Origin of the sequence: Nocardia puris (genome assembly GCF_003315035.1) — a bacterium.
GTDB lineage: Bacteria > Actinomycetota > Actinomycetes > Mycobacteriales > Mycobacteriaceae > Nocardia > Nocardia puris.
In genome coordinates, this window is sequence record NZ_QNRE01000011.1 from 95,333 (window position 1) to 117,483 (window position 22,151).

The window sequence follows — 22,151 nt, forward strand, 5'->3', positions numbered from 1 at the left end:
ACTCGCTGGTAACCATCGGCATGTGCACAATGGCGATATGCCTGGTTCCAATCCGATAAGTGCCTGGAAGTCCCTCCGCGAGGGCAACGAGCGCTTCGTCAATGGCAATTTGATGCATCCTAGCCAAGGCGCGGCCGACCGGGCCAAGCTCGTGGCCGGTCAGCATCCGCACGCCATCCTGTTCGGCTGCGGCGACTCCCGGGTGGCCGCCGAACTGATCTTCGACCAGGGACTCGGCGACATGTTCGTGGTCCGCACGGCGGGGCACGTGGTGGACAGCTCGGTGCTCGGCTCCATCGAATACGGCGTGCACGTGCTGAACGTGCCGCTGATCGTGGTGCTCGGACACGACAGCTGCGGCGCCGTGAAGGCCACCATCGACGCGCTCGACGGCGGCGAGGTGCCCGGCGGGTTCATCCGCAGCGTGGTGGAGCGGGTCACCCCGTCCATCCTGATCGGGCGCCGCGAGGGCCTGTCCGGGGTGGACGAGTTCGAGGCCAGGCACGTGGTGGAGACCAGCAAGCTGCTCATGCAGCGCTCGATGATCATCTCCCAGCGGGTGGCCACCGGTCAGCTCGCGATCGCGTGCGTGACGTACAAGCTGGCCGACGGCCAGGTCAAATTGCAGCGCGTCGTCGGCAATATCGGCGAGGTCGTCTGATCCGGTCCGGGCGGGCCGAATCCCCAGCGTGCGGGGGTCGGCGCGGGCGCCACGCCCGCGCCGACCGGCCCGACACGCCGAGGTCCTGAGACGCCCCACCCGGTCGTGGCCGTAAGTTTGAGACGTGCTGGAACCGACTGGACCACTGCCTCCGGAGATCTACTGGCGTCGTCGCGTTTTCGCCATCGGAGTTCTCGTCGTGGTGCTCGCGCTGGTGATCTGGCTCGTGGTGATGGTCGCCCGCGGCGGTGACTCGCCCGGCGGAACCGCGGCCGCGACCTCGACGACCACCGCGGCGACGTCGACCTCGGCCGCACCGGAATCCGACACCGCCGACCCGAGTGCCACCCCGGCGCCGAGCGCCGCGCCCGCGGGGGCGGCGGGCCAGTGCCCCGATCAGTCGCTGGCGGTGAAGGTGACCGTCGAGCAGCCCACCTATCAGGTCGGCGAACAGCCGGTGTTCGGGATCGTCATCACCAACATCTCCTCGGAGACCTGCTCGCGCGACGTGGGTTCGGGCCTGCAGCAGATCTCGGTCTACACCCTCGACGGCACCCGCAGGCTCTGGTCGAGCACCGACTGCTACCCCGACGGCCAGCCCGACGTGCGCGATATGAACGGCGGCGAGCAGGCGGCCTTCCAGGTCACCTGGTCGGGATCGACCTCCCAGCCGAACTGCGCGGGCGAGCGCGTGCCGGTGCCGCCGGGCGCGTATTCGGTTGTCGCGCAACTGGGTTCGGTGCGCAGCGCGGCCGAGCCGTTCAATATCGCCTGAGCGGAGCGGATTTCGGCGATTCGGTCCGCGCCCGGCGTGATCGGGGCGGCGCGCTGGAAGCCCGCACCGCGCAATCGGGCCCGCTCAGAACCGGCGGATCGGGCCGGGACGGTCGAACGGGCGGTCCGGGCTCAGCGCGGCCAGCCGGGTGAGCGCCTCCCTGATGCGCGCCGCCCGCGGCACGCCGATGCCGTCCACCGCTTGCAGATCGGCGACGGTGGCGGCCAGCAGCCCCTGCACGCTCCCGAACGCCGACACCAGCGTCTCGATATCGGTGAACCGCAGGCGCGGGATGCGGGCCAGCACGCGGAAACCGCGCGGGCGCACCGGGCGCTCCAGCGCCGCCGCGCCGTCCGGATAGCCCAGCGGCGCGGCCAGGCTCGCCGGGTCCAGCAGTTCGGCGTCGGTGAGCGCGTCCATGCCCGACAGCGCCCGCTCGACGGTCGCGGGGGTGACCGGGCCCGCGAGGTAGTCGCGGACCAGCAGTTCGCGCGACCACGCGCTGTCGCCGATCAGCTCCTCCAGCCGCAGCGCCAACTGCCTGCCGTCCACGCCGAGCTCGAGCACATCGCGCTCGATCTCGTGCCCCACGCGGCGCATCCGTTCCAGCCGCTGCGCCGCGCCGAGCGCGTCGCGCAGGGTGACCACATCCTCGAGTTCGGCGGCGGTGAGCTCGGCGCACACGTCGTCGTAGCCGCCGCGATAGCGCTCCAGCGTGCCCAGCGCCTGATCGGCGCGCGTCAGGATGGCCGCCGACGGCTGCACCAGGTGGCGCACACCGGCCACGTAGACCGTCATCGTGCGCATCGATTTGCTCACGGCCACCACGGGATGGCCCGTCTGCGCGGCGGTGCGCTCGGCCGCGCGGTGGCGGGTGCCGGATTCCGCGCTGGGCAGTGACGGGTCGGGTACCAGGTGCGCGTTCGCGCGCACGATGCGCGACGCGTCGGCGGTGAGCACCACCGCGCCGTCCATCTTCGACAGTTCCCGCAGCCGGGTCGGCGCGAAGTCCACGTCGAGTTCGAAACCGCCGTCGCACAGGGCGCGCACCCGCTCGTCCCAGCCGAGCACGATCAGCCCGCCCGTGCGGCCCCGCTGGATGCGCTCCAGGCCGTCGCGCAGCGCGGTGCCCGGCGCGATCCTGGCGATCACCTCCGGCAGCGGCGAGTGCTCGGGCGCCTCGCGCGGCGGCTTCGGCGGGACCGACCTGCCGCGCAGATACGCGGCCCACCGGCCCGGGATCACTCGGCCTCGCCCCGCGGTGACCGTCCCGAGCGCAGTCCGCTGATCCGCAGCGCCGACCGCACGTCACCCACCTCGTGCACGCGCATCCCCCCGTTCTTCACCCGCTCCAGGCCCGGCGGCACCAGCGCCGTGGTGAACCCGAGCCGTTCGGCTTCGGCCAGCCTACGAGCCACCCCCGTCACCTTGCGCACCTCGCCCGCCAAGCCGACCTCGCCGAGGATCACCCAGCCCGCGGGGATCGCCGTATCGGCTTCGGCGCTGGCGATGGCCAGCGCGATGGCCAGGTCGGCGGAGGGCTCCACGAGCCGCATCCCGCCCACGGTCGCCGCGTAGACGTCGTGCTTGCCGAGGAACACCCGCCCCCGGCTCTGCAGGACGGCGAGCACCATCGCGACCCGGTTGTAGTCCAGGCCGCTCACGGCGCGGCGCGGCTGCGGGATCTCGGTGCGCACGGTGAGTCCCTGCACCTCGCCGACCAGCGGCCGCTTGCCGTCCATGGCCACGGTGACCGCGGTGCCGGGGACGGTCTCGGTGCGGTGGTGCAGGAACAGCCCGGACGGATCGTCGACGCCGGCGATGCCGTCCTCGTGCAGCTCGAAACAGCCGACCTCGTCGGCGCTGCCGAAGCGGTTCTTCAGGCCGCGCACCATGCGCAGCGTGGAGTTCTTGTCGCCCTCGAACTGCAACACCACGTCGACCAGGTGCTCCAGCGTGCGCGGGCCCGCGACGTTGCCGTCCTTGGTGACGTGGCCGACCAGCAGCACGGCCACACCGCTGGCCTTGGCCAGCGAGGTGAGCGCGGCCGTCACGGCGCGCACCTGCGTGACGCCGCCGATCACGCCGTCCACGTCGGGCGCCAGCATGGTCTGCACGGAGTCGACCACCAGCAGTGTCGGGCGCACCTGCTCGACGTGTCCGAGCACGACCGACAGATCCGATTCGGCCGCCAGGTAGACCCGCTCGTGCACCGCGCCGGTGCGGTCGGCGCGCAACCGCACCTGGCCCGCCGACTCCTCGGCCGTCACGTAGAGCGCCCGCTCGTCGCGCGCGGCGGCCCAGCGGTGCGCCACCTCGAGCAGCAGCGTGGACTTTCCCACACCCGGCTCGCCGGAGAGCAGCACCACCGAACCCGGCACGACGCCGCCGCCGAGCACCCGGTCCAGCTCGTTCACGCCGGTCGGCTTGGCCCTGGTGACCTTCGAATCAATGGTGGAGATGGGCGCCGCGGCCGTGCTCGGCAGCATCGCCTTGCGGCCGGGTGCGGCGGCGGAGGTGGACGCGGCGACCTCGTCGACCGTGCCCCACGCCCCGCACTCCGGGCATTTGCCGACCCACTTGGCGACCTCGTGCGCGCACGCCGAACACCGGAAGACCGGCTTGTTCCTGGCCAAAGGCGCCCCCGCCTCTCGGGATGTCGGACCGCGTCAGCGCGCGCCGGCGCGTCGGCTCAGTGGCCGCCGCCCGCGCCCTCGGGCGCGGGGCCGGACTTGTCGGACTCGTGCCGGTCGGCCTCGACGCCCGCGTCCACCGGGACCTGCACCTGGACGGTGCCGTTCTGCTTGAAGTTGAACGACACGGTGTAGGTCAGGCCCGGGGTGATGTCCTTGGTCAGCCCGGTGATCTCGATGAGCGCCTGGTTCGCCTCGGGGTCGATGGGCGGCTGCGCCGAGGTGGCCGGGGCTTGGGTGGTCGGCGAGGCCGTCGGCTCGGCGGTGGGAGAGGTGGTCGGCGCGGAGCCGTGGTCGTCGCCGTGCTCGCCGGCGGCGCCGGCGGTGGCCGCGGCCACGACGGTCTGCTGCGGGCCGACGCTCAGCACGCGGTCGCCGGTGGGCGGGGTGATCGTCACGGTGCCGAGGTCGGTGGTGACGCTGGTCAGCTCGTCGGTGACGGTGCCGCTGTTGTTCACGATGGCCAGCGCGAGCACCGCCTTGCCGCCCTGGGTGTTGGTGTAGCCCTCCGACGGGTACACGATGTGGACGTTGCGCAGGGAGATCTGCTCCACATCGATGTTGTTGCCGTTGATGGCCGGAGCCTGGTTGGCGGTCTGGGAGACCTGTCCCGCGCTGCAGCCGGACAGCGCCAGGGCCGCGCCCGCGGCGAGTGCGGCAACGGTGACCATGAGACGAGGCTTGCGCGCCACCGGCGAGGCGGTCACAGCATTCTGGGCAGTCACGGGTTGTCCTCCATGTCGACCGGGATCACTCCGCTACGGAGAGTAGTAACTAGGCAGCGTAGTAGTCGACATCGGGAAGGCCGCGCCCGGCCCGGCGTGTCCGCGCCGCGACACCGCGTGCGGTCGGCATCCGTTGGATAACGGTTCGGTGGCCCGCAGGGTCGAGTAGCGGGTGGAGTGCCCGGAAGAGGGCGGCGTCTCGGGCCCAGGTGGTGCCGGTCGATAACTCGTTACGGCACAACGTAATGCACACCGAGCGGGTTCTGTCAACCCCCTCGGCGCGCTAGTTGTGGCCCTGACCTGCACAGTTGATCGCGCCGTTATCGAGTCGCATGTTAAACTGTGAACATCGAAAGGGGCACGGGACACATGATTTTTAAGGTCGGAGACACCGTCGTTTACCCCCACCACGGAGCGGCGCTGATCGAAGCAATCGAGACTCGCACCATCAAGGGTGAGCAAAAAGAGTATCTGGTCCTGAAGGTCGCACAGGGTGACCTCACCGTCCGCGTTCCCGCGGAAAACGCCGAATACGTAGGTGTGCGCGACGTCGTGGGCCAGGAGGGTCTCGACCGAGTCTTCCAGGTGCTGCGCGCGCCGCACACCGAGGAGCCGACCAACTGGTCCCGCCGCTACAAGGCCAACCTCGAGAAGCTCGCCTCCGGCGATGTGAACAAGGTGGCCGAGGTCGTGCGCGACCTGTGGCGCCGGGAGCAGGATCGCGGGCTGTCCGCCGGTGAGAAGCGGATGCTCGCCAAGGCCCGTCAGATCCTCGTCGGTGAGCTCGCGCTCGCCGAGGGAACCGACGACGGCAAGGCCGAGACGCTGCTCGACGAGGTCCTCGCCGCGGCTTCCTAGACCGTGAACGACGCCGACAGCGACAATTCCGTCGTTGCCTTGGTGCCTGCCGCCGGTCGTGGCGTTCGCCTGGGTGAACACATGCCCAAGGCGTTCGTCCCGGTCGGCGGCACGCCTATGGTCCGGCTGGCCGTGGACGGCCTGCTGGCTTCGGGCGCGGTCGACCGTGTCATCGTCATGGTGCCCGCCGAACTGGTCGAGAGCGCAGTCGCCCTGCTGCCGCCCTCGGACGCCGTGCACGTGGTGGTCGGCGGGGCCGAACGCACCGACTCGGTGCGCGCCGGTATCGCGGCCGCCCCGGATGCCCGAAGTTTCCTGGTGCACGACGCCGCCCGCGCGCTGACCCCGCCCGGCCTGATCGCGCGGGTTGCCGCCGAATTGCGCGCCGGTCATCGCGCGGTGGTCCCCGCGCTGCCCGTGGTCGACACCGTCAAGTCGGTCGACGCGCAGGGCGTCGTCACCGGCACCCCCGATCGCGCCACATTGCGCGCCATCCAGACCCCGCAGGGCTTCGCTGCGGGCGTGCTGCGCGAGGCCTACGCGGCCGACGTGCCCGCCACCGACGACGCGGGACTGGTCGAACGCCTCGGCATCGCGGTGCGCACCATCCCCGGCGACCCGCTCGCCTTCAAGATCACCACCCCGCTGGATCTGCGCCTGGCCGAGACGCTGTGCGCCGCCGCGCGCGGCGTATGAGAACGTCGTGGCCATGCGAGTTGGTATCGGCAGCGACGTCCACCCCATCGAACCCGGCCGCCCGTGCTGGATGGCCGGCTTGCTGTTCGACGGCGACGACGGGTGCGCGGGCCACTCCGACGGCGACGTCGCCGCGCACGCGCTGTGCGACGCGCTGCTCTCCGCGGCCGGCCTCGGCGATGTGGGCGCGGTGTTCGGCACCGGCCGCCCGGAGTGGGCGAACGTCTCCGGCGCGGCCATGCTCACCGAGGTGCGCAGGCTGCTCGGGGCCGCCGGCTTCGCGGTCGTGAACGCCGCAGTGCAGGTCATCGGCAATCGGCCCAAGATCGGGCCGCGCCGCGAGGAGGCGCAGCGGGTGCTCGGCGAACTGCTGGGCGCGCCGGTTTCGGTGTCGGGTACCACCACCGACGGGCTCGGCCTCACGGGCCGCGGCGAGGGTGTCGCCGCGATCGCCACCGCGTTGCTGCGCGAGGACGTATAGCACCACCGTGCCCGCCGGTCGAGCCGGGGCACGATCCCCCAGCTAGACCGACTAGGATCGACCCCCGTGACACTGCGCCTCTATGACACCGAACGCCGAACCATGCGCGAATTCGCGCCGCTGGTTCCCGGCCGCGCTTCGGTGTACCTCTGTGGGGCGACGGTGCAGGGGCAACCCCATATCGGTCATCTGCGCAGCGGCGTCGCGTTCGACGTGCTGCGCCGGTGGTTGCAGGCGCACGACTACGACGTGCTCTTCATCCGCAACGTGACCGACATCGACGACAAGATCCTCACCAAGGCCGCCGAGGCGGGCCGTCCCTGGTGGGAGTGGGCCGCCACGCACGAGCGCGCCTTCGACGAGGCGTACCGGCTGCTCGGCGTGCAGCCGCCCTCGGCGGAGCCGCGCGCCACCGGGCACATCACCCAGATGGTCCAGCTGATGCAGCGGCTCATCGACCGCGGGCACGCCTACGCCGCCGAGGGCAACGTCTACTTCGACGTGCTGAGCTTCCCCGCCTACGGCCGACTGTCCGGGCACAGCATCGAGGACGTGCACCAGGGCGAGCGGGTGCTCGAGGGCGAGGGCAAGCGCGATCCGCGCGATTTCACCCTGTGGAAGGCCGCGAAGCCGGGCGAGCCGAGCTGGCCGTCGCCGTGGGGCGCGGGTCGCCCCGGCTGGCACCTGGAGTGCTCCGCGATGGCCGAGTACTACCTCGGCCCGGAGTTCGACATCCATTGCGGCGGTATGGATCTGGTGTTCCCGCACCATGAGAACGAGATCGCCCAGTCCAACGCCGCCGGCGACGGTTTCGCCAGGTACTGGCTGCACAACGGCTGGGTCACCCTGGGCGGGGAGAAGATGTCCAAATCGCTGGGCAACACGCTCTCGGTGCCCAACGTGCTGAAGATGGTGCGCGCCGTGGAGCTGCGCTTCTACCTCGGCAGCGCCAATTACGGCTCGGTGCTGGAGTACTCGGAGAAGGCGCTCTACGACGCGGCCGCCTCCTACCAGCGCATGGAGGCGTTCGTGCACCGCGTGGTCGAACGCGTCGGCGAGGTCCCGGTCGGCAAGTGGACCGACGAGTTCGCCGCCGCCATGGACGAGAACCTCACCGTGCCGCGCGCGCTGGCCGAGGTGCACCGCGCCGTGCACGAGGGCAACAAGGCCCTCGACGCGGGCGCCACCGACACCGCGCTGGAGCTGGCCGGCCAGGTGCGGGCCATGCTCGGCATTCTCGGGGTCTGCCCGCTGGATCCGCAGTGGCACGGCGGGCAGGACGATTCGGCGGCCCGCGAGGCGCTGGACGTACTCGTCGAGGCCGAACTCGAGCGCCGTCAGCAGGCCCGCGCCGACAAGGACTGGGCCAGTGCCGACGCCGTGCGCGACCGGTTGCAGGCCGCGGGTATCGAGGTCACCGACACACCCCGGGGCGCCGAATGGTCGCTGGGCAACGCGCGCGGAAAGGCGAACTGATGGCAGGGAACTCGCAGCGGCGCGGTGCGATCCGCAAGGGCGGCACCAAGAAGGGGCAGGTCGTCGGGTCCGGCGGCAAACGCAGGCGCGGTCTGGAGGGGCGCGGCGCGACCCCGCCCGCCGAGCTGCGCACCAAGCATCCCGCCGCCAAGCGCGCGGCGGCCAAGGCCCGTGCGGCGCAGGCGCGCCCGAAGTCCGGCGGCGCGCCGGGCCGGGCCGGGGGCCGCCGGGACGACGGTCCCGAGTTGGTGCTCGGCCGCAACCCGGTGGTGGAGTGCCTGCGCGCCGAGGTGCCCGCGACCGCGCTGTACGTGGCGGTCGGCACCGAGAACGACGAACGCCTCAGCGAGAGCGTGCAGCTGGCCGCCGACGCGGGCATCTCGATCCTGGAGGTGCCGCGCACCGACCTGGACCGGATGAGCAGCAACGGCCTGCACCAGGGCCTGGCGCTGCAGGTGCCGCCGTACCGCTACGCCCACCCCGACGATCTGGCCGACCGGGCGCAGAGTTCGGCCGAGCCCGCGCTGCTCGTCGCGCTGGACAACATCTCCGACCCGCGCAACCTGGGCGCGGTGATCCGCTCGGTGGCGGCGTTCGGCGGGCACGGCGTGGTCATCCCGCAGCGCCGCAGCGCCAGTGTCACGGCCGTGGCCTGGCGCACCAGCGCGGGTGCCGCGGCCCGGCTGCCGGTCGCACGGGCGACGAATCTGACGCGCACGCTGAAGGATTGGGCCGACCGCGGCTTCCAGATCATCGGCCTGGACGCGGGCGGGGACGTCACGCTGGACGAGTTCGACGGCAGCGTGCCCACCGTGATCGTGGTGGGCTCGGAGGGCAAGGGCCTGTCGCGGCTCGTGCGCGAGACGTGCGACGCGGTCCTGAGCATCCCGATGGCGGGCCCGGTGGAGTCGCTGAACGCGTCGGTCGCGGCGGGCGTGGTGCTGGCCGAGGTGGCGCGGCAGCGGCGGTCCTGACCGGTAGCCGAAATCGGACTTGCGGCCTGAAGCGCAAAAGCGCTCCGGCCCCGTAGAATTCGGCTGGTGGTGATACCCAACCAGCCTGTCGGCAGCCCGGTCGAGCATCCGCACGCCAACGCGGTGCTCGCGCTAGGCGCCGCCAGCATCTTCTGCTGCGGCGCGCTCGGCCCGGTCGCGTGGGCGATGGGCAAGCGCGCCGTCGATCAGATCGAGGACTCCAACGGCGCCGTCGGCGGTCGCGTGCAGGTCATGGTGGGCATGACGCTCGGGATCATCGGCACCGTCCTCATGGTGCTGATCGCGATTCTGTTCCTGTTCGTGATGGTCGGCGGTCGCGCCTGAGCCGACCGCTCAGTCCAGCACGGGGCGTTCGGCGCCGCCGTCCCAGGACGGCCATTCGGAGCTGATGCTGCCGGTCCAGTTGGGCTGCCTGCGATCGCGGAACGCGGCCATCGCCTCGCCGCCGTCGACGCTCTTGGCGACCTGCGCGTTCAGTTCCGACTCCAGCTGACCCACCATGGCCGGGGTCATGCCGAGCCCCTCCCACAGCAGCCGCTTGGACAGCCCGACCGGCAGCGGCGCGGACCCGTTGGCCAGGTCGTGCGCGACCGCCAGCGCCGTGGGCAGCACCTCGCCGCCCGCCAGGCAGGCGTTGGCCAGGCCCATGGCCTTGGCCTCGTCGCCGTCGAAGGTGCGCCCGGTGAGCATGATGTCGGCCGCGTTGGCCATGCCGACCAGGCGCGGCAGCGTTCAGTGCGCGTAGCCGTCGGCCAGCACGCCGCGGCGCACCTGGCTGAGCCCGTACACCGCGTCGCGGGCGACGTAGCGCAGATCGCACTGCAACGCCAGCGCCAGCCCGATGCCGACCGCGTGCCCGTTCACCGCCGCGATCACCGGCTTGCGCACCTTCCACGGCGCGGGCTCGATGGTGGCGCTGACCTCGCCGACCCGGCTGGACAGGTCGGCCCCCGCGCAGAACGCGGGCGGGGTGCCGGTGATCACCACCACCCGGATCGCGTCCTCGGCGTCGCACCGCTGCAGCGCGGCGCCGAGTTCGGCCGCCATCGCGGGCGTGAAGGCGTTCTGCTGGGCGGGGCGGTTGAGCGTGAGCACGGCGATGCCCGCGGAGACATCGACGAGCAGTTCCGAACTCATGCCCATGGATCGTAGTGGATGGGTGTCGCGGGCACGGCCGCTCCGCGCGGCCCGTTCACCGCAGGATCTTGCGGCCGATGGCGTACTTGTGCACCTCGGTGGGGCCGTCATAGAGGCGGAAGGCGCGCATATCGCGGAAGATCATCTCCACCACGGTCTCGTCGCTGATGCCGATGCCGCCGAGCACCTGCACGCAGCGGTCGGCGACCTTGAACAGTTCCTCGGAGACGTAGCTCTTCGCGATGGAGCTCTCGTGGCGGGCCTTCTCGCCGTTGTCCATCAGCCAGCAGGCGTGCCAGATGGTCAGGCGGCACTGGTGCAGCGCGATCTCGTTGTCGGCCAACATGAACGACACGCCCTCGTGCTCGCCGATCGGCTTGCCGAACGCGGTGCGGGTCTTGGCGTGCTGGATGGCGATGCTCTGCGCGCGTTCGGCCGCGCCCAGCCAGCGCATGCAGTGCGTGAGCCGCGCGGGCGCCAGGCGCAGCTGGGCGTAGCGCAGCGCCTGGCCCGCCTCGCCGAGCAGCGCGGTGCGGGGCAGCACCAGGTTGTCGAAGCGCACCACGCCGTGGCCCGCGACGTAGTTGCGGTCCATGGTGTTCATGGTGCGTTCGATGACGATGCCCGGCTGGTCGCCGTCGGTGAGGAACAGCGTCGGCCCCTCGGGCAGGTGCGGGTTGGGCGCGAGGCGGGCCATGATGATCCACGTCTTTGCGCCGTTCGCGCCGGTGATGAGCCATTTGCGCCCGTTGACGGTGAAGTTCTCGCCGTCGAAGGTGGCTTCGGTCGAGAGCTGGGCGGGATCGGAGCCCGCGCCCTCGGGCTCGGTCATGGCGAACACCGACCGCTGCCTGCCGTCGATCACCGGCACCAGGTAGCGCTCGGTCTGCTCCGGGTTCGCGATCTTGGACAGCAGGAACATATTGCCCTCGTCGGGCGCGGCGCAGTTCATGGCGATCGGCCCCAGCGTCGACCAGCCGGCCGCCTCGTAGAGGACGGCCTGCTCGACGTGGGTGAGCCCGCGCCCGCCGAGTTCCACCGGCGCCTGCACCGTGAGCAGCTTCTCGGCGCGCGCGAGTTCGACGAGTTCCTGGCGCAGGTCGTCGGTGGGGCCGTGCTGGGTCAGGCGCGGGTCGCGCTCGAACGGGACGATCCGGTCGATGACGAACTGGCGGACGCGGTCGCGCTCGGCGGCGAGTTCGGCGGGAATCGTGAAGTCGATCATCGGTGATCACCATTCGTTCGGCGGCGTTTGCGTCGAGCATACGAAACCGTGCCGGGGCGACTGAAGGCGGCTGCCATCAAATGCTGTCGAGCGTCGAAGTCCCGCGATGGGTTCGTAGTTCCGGAACGACGCGTCAGGTGTGCTCGGCCAGCTTCGACCGGTCTCCACCACGGGCCTTCGGCGCACGGCGTATCGCCGACAGCGCTCGACACGAGCCACGAGTTCGTCCACCTGCCGACCTCCCGCACCGGCGAATCTCAGCGCACGCGCGCGAGTCACAGCGCGGCACACGGAATTCGTGGCGCACCGGCGGCGAATCTCAGCGCACGCGCGCGAGTTTGCGCTTGCGCGCCCCGACCACCCGGCACACCAGGTAGATCGCGAACGAGATCGTCGTGACGAACGTCGACACCGGCACGCCGGGCGCCAGCGAGAGCAGGATGCCGCCGACCGCCGAGACCTCGGCGAACACGATCGCCAGCACGGTCGCGCGGGCCGGGTCGGCGGTGATCTGGGCGGCGGCCGCGGCGGGGGTGATGAGGATGGCGAGCACCAGCAGGGCGCCGACGATCTGCACGCCGAACGCGGCCGTGACGCCGAGCAGCACCGCGAACACGATCGAGAGCGCGCGCACCGGAACCCCGCGCGCCACCGCCACTTCCGGATCGGTGCTGGCGAACAGCAGCGGCCGGTAGATCGCGGCCAGCACCGCGAGCACCAGCGCCGAACACGTGATGAGCAGCGCCAGCCCGTCGTAGCCGACGCTCACCACCTGACCGGTGAGCAGCGAGAACTTCGACCCGGCGCGTTCGGGCCCCAGCCAGAGGAACAGCACCGAGAGCCCCAGACCGAAGGAGAGCACCACGGCGATCACCGAATCGCGTTCCCGCGCACGGGTGCCCAGCACGCCGAACAGCACGGCCGCCACCACCGATCCGGCGATCGCGCCCAGTCCCACGCCGACCCCGGCCAGCAGCGCGGCCGCCGCGCCGGTCAGCGACAGCTCGCTGGTGCCGTGCACCGCGAACGACATCTGCCTGCTGATGATGAGCGGTCCGATCGCCCCGGCGAGCAGGCCGAGCAGCGCCGCGGCGAGCACGGCCTGCTGCACGAAGTCGTAGCCGAGCAGATCGGCCGTGGTGGACAGGTCGAACATCTTCGAGAAGACGTCGGAGAGCTTGTCGATCACGCCTTGACCCCGCCCAGATCGGAGTCGGCGTGGCAGTGCGCGCCCGCGGCGCCCAGCGCGTCCATGGTGTCGCCGGTGCCGACCACCACCAGCCGCCCGCGCACGCGCAGCACGTCGACCTCGGTGCCGTAGAGCTCGGAGAGCACCGCCGAGGTCATCACCTCGTCGGGCGTGCCGATCCGGAACTTGCCGTCCACCAGGTACAGCACCCGATCCACCAGCGGCAGAACGGGATTGATCTCGTGCGTCACGAACAGCACGGCGGTGTCGTGCTCGCGCCTGCGCCGATCGATGAGTTCGGCCACCAGCCGCTGGTTGGCCAGGTCCAGGCTCAGCAGCGGCTCGTCGCACAGCAGCACGGTCGGGTCGCCGACCAGCGCCTGGGCCACCCGCAGCCGCTGTTGCTCACCGCCCGACATGGTCTCCAGCGGCGCGTGCGCGTACTTCTGCGCGCCCACGGCGGCGACGGCGGCGTCCACCTTGCGCTTGCGCTCGGCCCGTCCACGCAGCCCGAGCCCCCAGCGGTGTCCGTCCACGCCCAGCCCGACCAGGTCCACCCCGCGCAATTGCACGCCGGAGTCGATGGTCTTCTGCTGTGGGATGTAGCCGATGTGGTGATTGCCCATACGCGCGGCGGCACCGGCCACGAACGCGCGGCCCGAACTCAGCGCGAGCTGGCCCAGCAGCACCTTCAGCAGCGAGGTCTTGCCCGAGCCGTTGGGTCCCAGCACGGCGATGAACTCGCCGGGCGCGACGTCCAGATCCAGGTCCTGCCAGAGCGTGCGTTCGCCGAAGGCGAGCCGCGCCGACTCGAGCCGCAGCGCGGACGAGCCGTCGGCGGCCCGCCGCACCCGTGCGGTGTCTCCGGTCAGCGCGGTCGCCTCTCCCATGGTGTCCCCGATCAGCGCAACGCCTCGGCCAGCGCCTCGGCGTTCGCGGTCTGCCACTGAATGTAATCCACGCCCTCGGGCAGGGTTTCGGTCACCTCGACGACGGGGATGTCCGCCGCCTCGGCCAGCGCCCGCACGTCCTCGGTGGTCTTGTCCTCGGTCTGGATGTTGTAGATCAGCGCGCGCACCTGCTTGCCCTCGATGAGCTGGCGCACGGCGGCGACGGCGGCGGGCGACGGGTCGGTGCCCTGCTCGATCGCTTCCTGGAACTCGTGCGGCGTGCGGTCCTGGGCCTTCGCGGCGAGCAGCAGGTAGGTGGCCAGCGGTTCGGTCTGCAAGACGGGCTGGTCCGGGTGTTCGGCCGCGATGCGGTCGGTGATGGCCTCGATGCCGGCCAGGCGCGCGGTGAACGCGGCGGCGCGGTCGGCGTAGTCCTGCTTGCGGTCGGGGTCGATCTCGCCCAGTTCCTCGGCGATGTGCTCGGCGACCGCGCCGACCACGTGCACGTCGTACCAGATGTGCTCGTTGCCGTGGTCGTGATCGTGGCCGGGGGAGGCCGGAGTGCCCGCGCCGCCGTGGTCGTCGGCCGGGGCGGTGGGCTGCGCCTCGTCGCCGTGGTCATGACCGTGGTCGTCGGCCGGGGCGGTGGGCTGCGCCTCGTCGCCGTGGTCATGACCGTGGTCGTCGGCCGGAGCGGTCGGCCGCGGTTCGTCACCGTGCCCGTCGGCCGGGGTCGTGGGCTGCGTGCCGTGGTCGTGGTCGTCGCCCTGGCCGATCTCGACCGCGTTGACCGTCCGCTTGCCCTTGCCGCCGACGATCTTCTCGACGAACTCGTCGTAGTGCCCGCCGTTGTACACGACCAGGTCGGCGTCGGTGAGCGTGGCGGCCTGCACCGCCGTCACCTCGTAGGAGTGCGGGTCGGCGGTCGGATCGGAGATCAGCGATTCGACTTTCACGTCGGGCCCCGCCACCGACTTGGCGACGTCACCCCACACGTTGGTGGACGCGACGATGGTGATCCCGTCGGACGCGTCGTCTCCGCTACCGCAGGCGGTCAACGCCACCGCGGCGGCGACACCCGCGGCGACTCCGGCGAACTTCATGGCGAGGCTGGTCACGCGGGTACTCCTGGCGGTGCAACGAGCGCAAAAGTGCTCTAGATCATAATGGAAACCGTTACCGTTTTACTTTACCAGCAACCCGCGTATCCGGCACCGCCGGTACGCCGCCCGAGCGCTGCCCGTGTATGGTGGCGGTCGTGTTGATCGAGTTCATGCGTCTGCGCGCCCGGTAGTCGGCGCACCCTTCCGCCTCGGTTCGAGGCCGGACTCCGTCCCCAGCCGCCGATGCGCTGCGGGCCGGAAGTGTCGCCGACGATTCGTCACTCCGACACGAAAGTCTTTCTCATGACTGCCCTTTCCCCTGTTCCCTCGGCGCGCCCGACGTTCGTCCTCGTGCACGGTGCGGGCACCAGTTCGTTCTTGTGGACGTCCGTGCAACGCGAACTCGCCCTGCGCGGCCACCGCTCCTACGCCGTCGACCTGCCCGGTCACGGGCTCGACGCCCAGTACCTGCCCGCCTATCAGGCGCCGCAGGATCTCGCGGCCCTCGCCACCACTCCGTCCACGCTGGCCGGGGTGGGTCTGGACGAGAACGTGGCGACCGTGCTCGACGCGGTCACCGCGTTGCGCGACCACGGTCCCGTCGTACTGGTCGGCGCGAGCCTGGGCGGCACCACGATCACCGCCGCCGCGAACCGGGCGCCGCACCTGATCGACCGGCTGGTCTACATCTCGGCCTGGGTGTGCACCACGCGCCCGAGCCCGGTGGCCTACATGGCCGAACCCGAGTTCGCCGACAGCGTGCTGCCCGAGCTGGGCGGGATGAACGTGGGCGATCCGGAGCTCGGCGCGGGCCGGGCGAACTACCGTCTCGCCGATCCGGAACTGCTGGCACGGTTGAAGGAGGCGACCATGGCCGACCGCTCCGACGCGGAATTCCTGGCGTTCCTCAATATCCTGCAACCCGACGAGTCGATCGCGGCGATGACCGACGACGCCACGGCCGACCCCGCGACGTGGGGCACCGTCGCGCGCACGTTCGTGCGCCTGACGGCCGACCGCTCCCTCCCGATCGCCCTCCAGGATCGCCTCATCGCCGAGGCCGACGCGCTGACGCCCGGCAACCCGTTCGAGGTCCACTCCCTCGACACCTCGCATGCCGGATTCATCCACCGCGCGGGCGAAGTCGCGGACCTGCTGACCGCCTCGGTCTGAAAGACGAACGGCTCCCGCACTTCTCGCGGGAGCCGTTCGACGCCGACCGGGAAACGACTCCGGCCCCCGCGAAATCCGCGGGGGCCGGAGGGTTTTCGGGCGATCAGCCCTGCGACAGCGCCGCGACCGGACGGGCCGGCGCCTCGTCCGCGGGCTGGCTGAGCAACTGCGCGCAGCGCAGCAGGCCGAGGTGGCTGTACGCCTGCGGATGGTTGCCGAGCGAGCGCTCCGCGACCGGGTCGTACTCCTCGCTGAGCAGGCCGGTCGGGCCCGCCACGTCCACCAGCTGGGCGAACAGCGCCTCCGCGTCGGAGCGCTTGCCGATCAGCAGGTACGCCTCCACCAGCCAGGCCGCGCACAGGTGGAAGCCGCCCTCGCCGCCGGGCAGCCCGTCGTCGTGGTGGTACCGATACACGGTGGAACCGCTGCGCAGTTCGGCCTCGGTGGCCACGACCGTCGCCGCGAAGCGCGGATCGGACGGGTCGATCAGCCCGCTCAGGCCGATGTGCAGGGTGGCGGCGTCGAGGTCGGTGCCGTCGTAGGCGGCGGTGTAGGACTGCACCTCTTCGTTCCAGCCCTTGGTGGTGACCTCCTGGGCGATGGTGTCGCGCAACGCGGCCCACTCCGGCTCGGCCGCGCGGTCGAACTTCGCGGCCAGCGTGAGCGCGCGGTCCACGGTGAGCCAGCCCATCACCTTCGAGTACACGTGGTGGCGCGGGTTGCCGCGGATCTCCCAGATGCCGTGGTCGGGTTCGGTCCAGCGCCGCTGCACCGCGGAGACCATGGCGTGCACCAGTTCCCAATCCGCGTCGGGCAGCACCTGGCGCGGATCGGTGACGCCCTTGTGCTCGCGGGCGTGCGCGAGCGAGGCGATGAGATCCACGATCGGGCCGAACACGTCCAGCTGCACCTGCATGTTCGCGGCGTTGCCGACGCGCACCGGGCGCGAGCCCGCGTAGCCGGGCAGTTGGTCGATGACGGCCTCGGGCGGCAGCGTCTCGCCGTAGATGGTGTAGAGCGGGTGCAGGCGCTCCGGACCGGGCAGCGTCTCCAGCACCTGGTGCACCCAGCCGAGGAACTTCTCGGCCTCGCCGATCGAGCCGAGGTGCACCAGCGCCTGCGCGGTGAGCGAGGCGTCGCGCAGCCAGCAGTAGCGGTAGTCCCAGTTGCGCACGCCGCCGATGTCCTCGGGCAGCGAGGTGGTGGCCGCCGCCAGGATCGACCCCGAGGGCTCGTGCACCAGCCCGCGCAGCGTGAGCGCCGAGCGCTTCATCAGATCCGGCTTGAGCGGCGGCAGCTCCAGCGTGCCCGCCCACTCCGACCAGTACCGTTCCGCGATCCGTCGCCGCTCCGCCTCCGGCGTCATGGCGGGGTCGAGATCATTTGTGCCGCAGCGCAGTTCCAGCACGATCGGCCCGTTGGCCGGATCGACTACGGCGCGCGCCACGTCGTGGGTGCCGTCGGTGTCGATGGACCATTCGACACCGGGGGAGCGCAGCACCATCGGATCGTTGGTACCCAGCACCCGCAGCCCGTTGGACTCGCTCTGGATCGTCACCGGCACCTGGCCGAACTCCGGGCGCGGCGCGAAGGTCACCACGGCCTTGGCCTCGCCGGTGATGACGCGGGTCAGATCGGTGCGGTCGGGCGCCACGTCGTGCGGCAGGTAGTCCACCACTTGCAGACTGGCCCAGCGGGTTTCGACGGTCATCGTGCCGTCCACGTAGCGCTGCGAAAGCGGCAGGCCCGGCCGTTCCGGCGCGACGGTGAAGTGCCCCGCCTGCGGCCCGCCCAGCAGGTGCGCGAACACGGCGGCCGAATCCGGCTCCGGGTGACAGAACCAGGTGACGGTGGCGTCGGGCGTCACCAGCGCCACCGAGCGCGGGCTCGACAGCATGGTCAGCCGCTCGATGCGCGGCGCGCTCGCGCCGGCCAGCCAGGTGCGCCGCTCCTCCAGCAGGAAGGCCAGTGCCCGCGACACCGCCTCGGTGGAGTCGACCCGGTACTTGGCCAGGCTCTCGCCCTCGCCGACCTTGATGCCGACATCGGGGCCCGACAGCACACGGAACGCCTTCTCGTCGGTGACGTCGTCGCCGAAGAACACCGCCGCCGTCGCGCCCTCTTGATGGCGGATGGTGTCCAGCGCGGTGCCCTTGTCGGTCGGCACGACCGCCAGTTCGATGACTTCCTTGCCCTCGGTCACCTGCACGCCGACCCAGCAGGCCGGGCCTTGGCGCACGGTGGTCAGTGCGCGGCGCCCGATCTCTGGGCTGGCGTTGCGCACGTGCAGCGCGACGCTGGCGGGCTTGTTCTCCACGGTCACGCCGGGGTTCTCGGCCGCCACGCGCGCCAGCGCGGTCTGCACCTCGCCGAGCAGCTGTTTGGCGTCGTTGTCGATCGCGTGCACGAAGCCCACATCGAATTCCGAGCCGTGGCTACCGATCAGCTGCACCTCGACCGGAAGCCGGGAGAGGGCGGCGAGATCTCGCAGCGCGCGACCGGAGATGACGGCGGCCGTGGTTCCGGTGAGTCCGGCGAGCGCGCGTAAGGCGCTCACCGACTCGCGATGGGGATACGCCTTCGCCGGGTCGGAGACGATGGGTGCGAGCGTCCCGTCGTAGTCCGACGCCACCAGCAGTCGCGGCTCGCGCGCGACCGTGGACAAAGCACGGCGAAGTTCCTGTGGCAGATCCTGTGCGCTCACGCATCCAACCTAGTGATCGGAGGAGATGTTTCAGGGGGCGGCCAAAACAATACTGTGTTGAATTCGCCGCACCGCAGTGCGCCGGTGCTGGTGCGCACCGCCGCGAGCCGGATGTCCGAACGGGTCCAGTTAACACGCAGGTAACCGGCGGGTAACCTTGCGCGGCCGCGAGCGTCCTCGCGTCGCGCGGTGATCGCGAGCCGGTCCACGACGGCGCCGCCTCGCGCCGGCTGCCGGGCCGGTATCGAGTCGCTTTGTCCGACATGGTGGTTCGCGGTCTGCTCCGCGAGTGATAGCAAACGCGGCATGACACAACGGTAGTCCTGTCGACGCGTCGGCGCGCGTCGACAGGACTGTCGACGAAGATTATCCGGTTGTCGCTATCGAATCCCGCTATTTCACGGCTTGTTCGCCCAGCAGCAGGTCGACCGTCAGTTCCAGGCGGTCGGAGACATCGGTCGCCGAGGCCCGTCTGGTGAGCCACGCCACCAGATTGGAGAGCCACACGTCACTGATGACGCGCGCGATCGCGAGCTGGCGTTCGGTGGGCTCGCCGTCGTTCATGGCGCGCGCGAAAACGCGGTCCATCACCTTGCCGACGCGGTCCACCTCGGCGGCGGCCGAGGCGTCGGCGAACATGAACGCGCGCGTCATCGCCTCGGTGAGCAGCGGGTCGCGCTGCATCATTCTGGTGATCTGGGTGAGCAGCAGGTGCATGCGCTCGCGCGGGCTGGTGCCCGCCAGCGGTTTGCGTTTGCCCTCGAACTGCTCGAACTCGCGCGCCAGCGCGGAGACGAGCAGGTGCACCTTGGACGGGAAGTACCGGTACAGGGTGCCGACGGCCACGTCGGCGCGCTCGGCGACGGCGCGCATCTGCACCGCGTCGTAGCCGCCCTTGGAGGCCAGCGCCAGCGTCGCATCCAGGATCCGCTTGCGACGTTCCCGTTGCGCGGCCGAGCTCAGGTCGTCTTCGCTGAGCGTCGTGACGGTCGCGGGCCGCGCCGCATTCGCGTCGGCGGGCTGCGATCGGGAGGGGCTGGCCATGGACGGGTGTCCTTTCCTTCGGGCGTCGTGGTGCGGCCTTGCGCGCGGTGGCGATCCGGTGCGGAAGAACGTCCCTTGACTTCCGCCCGGCTAGGATATTAGAACATGTTCTAGGTGTGGGAGTCACGCCGGAAAGGCGGTACGGATTGTGACCATCGCCACCACTGACGAGCATAAAGCCGTCCAGGAGTCGATGCGGGGGTGGGCCGCTTCGGTCGGTCCTATTGCAACAATGCGGGCCGAACCGGTCGGGTTCTGGCACACGTACTGGCCCGCCCTGGCCGGACTCGGGGTCTTCCGTGTCGCGGTCGCCGAGGATGTGGGCGGCGCGGGCGGATCGGTGGCCGACCTGGCCGTGCTGCTCGAGCAGGCGGCGCACGATCTGGTCGGCGGTCCCGTCCTGAGCACCGCGCTGGCCTCCCTGGTCACCGCGGGCGCCCTCGCCGAGGACGTGCCGTGCGGTGTCGCGCTCGACTCCGTTGTCGATCCGGGCGATGCGCCCGGCGCTCGGGTGAGCGTACCCGGCGCGGGTGCGGAAGTGTTGCTCTCCGGTGTCTGGGAGACGGTGCTCGGCGCCGCCCCCGGCACCGCCGTGCTGCTGCCGGTCCAGACGTCGGAAGGGTCGCGCTGGTGCCTGATCCCGCCCGGTGCCCAGGGCCTGCGCATCGAAGCATTGCCCGCCGCCGATCCCAGCACGCCGCTGGCTCGGGTGCACTGCGCCGAGGTCGCGGTGCCGGCGGATGCGCTCTTCGCCACCCCCTACGCCGTCGAGGATCTGCTCGTCGCGCTCGTAGCCGCTGAGCTGGCGGGCATCTCGGGCTGGTGCCTGGACACGGCCGTCGAATACGCCAAGGTGCGTGAGCAATTCGGCCGCAAGATCGGTTCCTTCCAGTCGCTCAAGCACATCTGCGCGTGGATGCTGTGCCGCACCGAGCTGATCCGCTCGGTCGCCCTCGACGCGGCCGCCGCCGTCGACGAGGGCGGCGCGGAACTGCCCGTCGCCTCCGCGATCGCGGCCGCCATCGCACTCGACGCCGCCGTCGAGACCGCCAAGGACTGCATCCAGGTGCTCGGCGGCATCGGCTTCACCTGGGAGCACGACGCGCACTTCTACCTGCGCCGCGCCACCGCGCTGCGCCAGTTGCTCGGCGGTTCGGCGCGCTGGCGGGCCCGCGTCACCGAACTCACCCGCGCGGGCCACCGCCGCACCACCGGCGCCGACCGCGTGCTCGCCGCCGACGGTGTCGCCGTGGACGGCTCGGCCGCCACCGGGCTGGCCGCCGAGGTGGCCGCCATCGCCGCGCTCCCCGCCGAACAGCGGCGCGAAGCGCTGGTGGAAGCCGGTTTCGTGATGCCGCACTGGCCCGCCCCCTACGGGCGCGGCGCCGACCCGATGACCGGCCTGATGATCTCCGAGGAACTGCGCCGCGCCGGGTTGGAGACCCCCGATCTGGCCATCGGCGGCTGGGCCATCCCCACCCTGCTCCAGCACGGCACACCCGAGCAGATCGAGCGGTTCGTGTGGCCGACCCTGCGCGGCGAGGTGGTGTGGTGCCAGCTGTTCAGCGAGCCGGAGGCCGGTTCCGACCTGGCCGCGCTGCGCACCACCGCCCAGCGCGTGGAGGGCGGCTGGCGGCTGCGCGGCCAGAAGGTCTGGACTTCGTTGGGCGACAAGGCGAATTGGGGTATCTGCCTGGCCCGCACCGATCCGGACGCGCCGAAACACCGTGGTATCAGCTACTTCCTGGTCGATATGCGGTCCGAGGGCGTGGAAGTCCGTCCGCTGGTGCAGATCACGGGCGAGGCGCGGTTCAGCGAAGTGTTCCTCGACGACGTGTTCGTCCCCGACGACGCGCTGGTCGGCGCGCTGAACAACGGATGGAAGATCGCCCGCGCCACGCTGTCGACCGAGCGGATCGCCATGGGCGGCAACGGCATCGGGCCGGTGCTCGAGGAGTTGATCGCCAAACTCCCGGCCACCGGGCCGGGCGCGGAACTGCGCAACGACCGGCTCGGCGGATTCGTCGCCGAGGCCGTGGCCGGGTTGCTGCTCGAGCAGCGCGCGGCGGTCGCCGTGCTCGCGGGCGGCGACGCGGGCGCGCAGAGCAGCGTCCGCAAACTCGTCGGCGTGCGCCACCGCCAGGCGGTCGCCGAATTCGCCGTCGAGACGGCGGGTATCACCGGTGCGCAGGATTCGGACGTGGTGACCGAGTTCCTGCTCACGCGCTGTCTGTCCATCGCGGGCGGCACCGAGCAGATCCTGCTCACCGTGGCGGGTGAGCGCATCCTCGGGCTGCCCCGGGAACCAGACGGCCAGTAGCCGAGT

19 protein-coding genes and 1 pseudogene are annotated in these 22,151 nt (G+C 71.2%); 10 read left to right on the top strand and 10 right to left on the bottom strand.

Features of this window, described 5'->3' with window-relative positions:
• Positions 1-37 precede the first annotated feature (37 nt).
• Complete coding sequence (locus tag DFR74_RS24225) at positions 38-661, top strand: carbonic anhydrase (RefSeq protein WP_067505624.1); 624 nt, start codon at positions 38-40, stop codon at positions 659-661.
• 124 nt (positions 662-785) lie between these two features.
• A complete protein-coding gene (locus DFR74_RS24230; RefSeq protein ID WP_067505621.1) occupies positions 786-1,436 on the top strand; it encodes a hypothetical protein in 651 nt (216 codons plus the stop codon).
• A gap of 84 nt (positions 1,437-1,520) precedes the next feature.
• Here DFR74_RS24230 and disA read toward each other — a convergent pair whose 3' ends face one another.
• Genes disA through DFR74_RS24245 form a run of 3 tightly spaced genes read right to left on the bottom strand, consistent with a single transcriptional unit; the run spans position 1,521 to position 4,854 of the window.
• On the bottom strand, positions 1,521-2,654 hold the full coding sequence (gene disA / locus DFR74_RS24235; protein WP_084537417.1) for a DNA integrity scanning diadenylate cyclase DisA: 1,134 nt from the start codon (positions 2,652-2,654) through the stop codon (positions 1,521-1,523).
• Positions 2,655-2,677: 23 nt separating this feature from the next.
• Positions 2,678-4,072 (bottom strand): DNA repair protein RadA, encoded by a 1,395-nt coding sequence (gene radA / locus DFR74_RS24240; RefSeq protein ID WP_067505618.1) that lies wholly within the window; start codon positions 4,070-4,072, stop codon positions 2,678-2,680.
• A 56-nt stretch (positions 4,073-4,128) separates the two neighbouring features.
• Positions 4,129-4,854, bottom strand: a complete 726-nt coding sequence (locus tag DFR74_RS24245) for a hypothetical protein (protein WP_084537415.1) — start codon at positions 4,852-4,854, stop codon at positions 4,129-4,131.
• A gap of 369 nt (positions 4,855-5,223) precedes the next feature.
• On the opposite strand from DFR74_RS24245, the gene carD reads away from it, so the two are divergent.
• The 6 genes from carD (at position 5,224) to DFR74_RS24275 (ending at position 9,684) form a co-directional block, all read left to right on the top strand.
• On the top strand, positions 5,224-5,712 hold the full coding sequence (gene carD / locus DFR74_RS24250) for an RNA polymerase-binding transcription factor CarD (RefSeq protein ID WP_011206964.1): 489 nt from the start codon (positions 5,224-5,226) through the stop codon (positions 5,710-5,712).
• 3 nt (positions 5,713-5,715) lie between these two features.
• Entirely contained in the window at positions 5,716-6,408 is a 693-nt protein-coding gene (gene ispD, locus DFR74_RS24255) for a 2-C-methyl-D-erythritol 4-phosphate cytidylyltransferase (RefSeq protein WP_067505615.1), read from the top strand.
• A 13-nt stretch (positions 6,409-6,421) separates the two neighbouring features.
• Positions 6,422-6,889: a 2-C-methyl-D-erythritol 2,4-cyclodiphosphate synthase gene (gene ispF, locus DFR74_RS24260; RefSeq protein WP_067505650.1), complete on the top strand. Its 468-nt coding sequence runs from the start codon at positions 6,422-6,424 to the stop codon at positions 6,887-6,889.
• A 66-nt stretch (positions 6,890-6,955) separates the two neighbouring features.
• On the top strand, positions 6,956-8,365 hold the full coding sequence (gene cysS, locus DFR74_RS24265) for a cysteine--tRNA ligase (RefSeq protein ID WP_067505613.1): 1,410 nt from the start codon (positions 6,956-6,958) through the stop codon (positions 8,363-8,365).
• Entirely contained in the window at positions 8,365-9,339 is a 975-nt protein-coding gene (gene rlmB / locus DFR74_RS24270) for a 23S rRNA (guanosine(2251)-2'-O)-methyltransferase RlmB (RefSeq protein ID WP_113975276.1), read from the top strand. The genes cysS and rlmB overlap by 1 nt, the downstream gene beginning before the upstream one ends.
• A 66-nt stretch (positions 9,340-9,405) precedes the next feature.
• Positions 9,406-9,684: a DUF4190 domain-containing protein gene (locus DFR74_RS24275; protein WP_067505569.1), complete on the top strand. Its 279-nt coding sequence runs from the start codon at positions 9,406-9,408 to the stop codon at positions 9,682-9,684.
• A gap of 9 nt (positions 9,685-9,693) precedes the next feature.
• Here DFR74_RS24275 and DFR74_RS24280 read toward each other — a convergent pair.
• The 5 genes and pseudogenes from DFR74_RS24280 to DFR74_RS24300 form a co-directional block, all read right to left on the bottom strand.
• Positions 9,694-10,497, bottom strand: a pseudogene (locus DFR74_RS24280) (enoyl-CoA hydratase/isomerase family protein).
• A 55-nt stretch (positions 10,498-10,552) separates the two neighbouring features.
• Positions 10,553-11,722 carry an acyl-CoA dehydrogenase family protein gene (locus DFR74_RS24285; RefSeq protein ID WP_067505567.1) on the bottom strand — a complete coding sequence of 390 codons (1,170 nt, stop codon included), beginning with the start codon at positions 11,720-11,722 and terminating at the stop codon, positions 10,553-10,555.
• Between the two features lie 319 nt (positions 11,723-12,041).
• Positions 12,042-12,911 carry a metal ABC transporter permease gene (locus tag DFR74_RS24290; protein WP_067505564.1) on the bottom strand — a complete coding sequence of 290 codons (870 nt, stop codon included), beginning with the start codon at positions 12,909-12,911 and terminating at the stop codon, positions 12,042-12,044.
• Positions 12,908-13,801: a metal ABC transporter ATP-binding protein gene (locus DFR74_RS24295; RefSeq protein ID WP_067505561.1), complete on the bottom strand. Its 894-nt coding sequence runs from the start codon at positions 13,799-13,801 to the stop codon at positions 12,908-12,910. Before DFR74_RS24295 ends, DFR74_RS24290 begins: the two co-directional genes overlap by 4 nt.
• Before the next feature lie 11 nt (positions 13,802-13,812).
• On the bottom strand, positions 13,813-14,919 hold the full coding sequence (locus tag DFR74_RS24300) for a metal ABC transporter solute-binding protein, Zn/Mn family (RefSeq protein ID WP_411719988.1): 1,107 nt from the start codon (positions 14,917-14,919) through the stop codon (positions 13,813-13,815).
• Positions 14,920-15,207: 288 nt separating this feature from the next.
• Here DFR74_RS24300 and DFR74_RS24305 point away from each other — a divergent pair, with 288 nt between their 5' ends.
• Positions 15,208-16,077 (top strand): alpha/beta hydrolase, encoded by an 870-nt coding sequence (locus DFR74_RS24305; protein ID WP_067505558.1) that lies wholly within the window; start codon positions 15,208-15,210, stop codon positions 16,075-16,077.
• A 103-nt stretch (positions 16,078-16,180) separates the two neighbouring features.
• Here DFR74_RS24305 and otsB read toward each other — a convergent pair whose 3' ends face one another.
• Positions 16,181-18,781 (bottom strand): trehalose-phosphatase, encoded by a 2,601-nt coding sequence (otsB, locus tag DFR74_RS24310; protein ID WP_067505555.1) that lies wholly within the window; start codon positions 18,779-18,781, stop codon positions 16,181-16,183.
• A gap of 393 nt (positions 18,782-19,174) precedes the next feature.
• The gene (gene kstR / locus DFR74_RS24315) at positions 19,175-19,825 is read right to left on the bottom strand and encodes a cholesterol catabolism transcriptional regulator KstR (protein ID WP_067505553.1); all 651 of its coding nucleotides are present in this window, start codon (positions 19,823-19,825) and stop codon (positions 19,175-19,177) included.
• A gap of 148 nt (positions 19,826-19,973) precedes the next feature.
• On the opposite strand from kstR, the gene DFR74_RS24320 reads away from it, so the two are divergent.
• Positions 19,974-22,145, top strand: coding sequence for an acyl-CoA dehydrogenase family protein (locus DFR74_RS24320; RefSeq protein ID WP_067505550.1), 2,172 nt, complete (start codon positions 19,974-19,976; stop codon positions 22,143-22,145).
• Positions 22,146-22,151 lie beyond the last annotated feature (6 nt).

Excerpts from the sequence above, each read along its gene's own strand:
- DFR74_RS24225 (WP_067505624.1), top strand. The coding sequence starts at position 38 with ATGCCTGGTTCCAATCCGATAAGTGCCTGGAAGTCCCTCCGCGAGGGC.
- carD (WP_011206964.1), top strand. The coding sequence starts at position 5,224 with ATGATTTTTAAGGTCGGAGACACCGTCGTTTACCCCCACCACGGAGCG.
- ispF (WP_067505650.1), top strand. The coding sequence starts at position 6,422 with ATGCGAGTTGGTATCGGCAGCGACGTCCACCCCATCGAACCCGGCCGC.
- rlmB (WP_113975276.1), top strand. The coding sequence starts at position 8,365 with ATGGCAGGGAACTCGCAGCGGCGCGGTGCGATCCGCAAGGGCGGCACC.
- DFR74_RS24285 (WP_067505567.1), bottom strand. The coding sequence starts at position 11,722 with ATGATCGACTTCACGATTCCCGCCGAACTCGCCGCCGAGCGCGACCGC.
- DFR74_RS24295 (WP_067505561.1), bottom strand. The coding sequence starts at position 13,801 with ATGGGAGAGGCGACCGCGCTGACCGGAGACACCGCACGGGTGCGGCGG.
- DFR74_RS24305 (WP_067505558.1), top strand. The coding sequence starts at position 15,208 with ATGACTGCCCTTTCCCCTGTTCCCTCGGCGCGCCCGACGTTCGTCCTC.
- kstR (WP_067505553.1), bottom strand. The coding sequence starts at position 19,825 with ATGGCCAGCCCCTCCCGATCGCAGCCCGCCGACGCGAATGCGGCGCGG.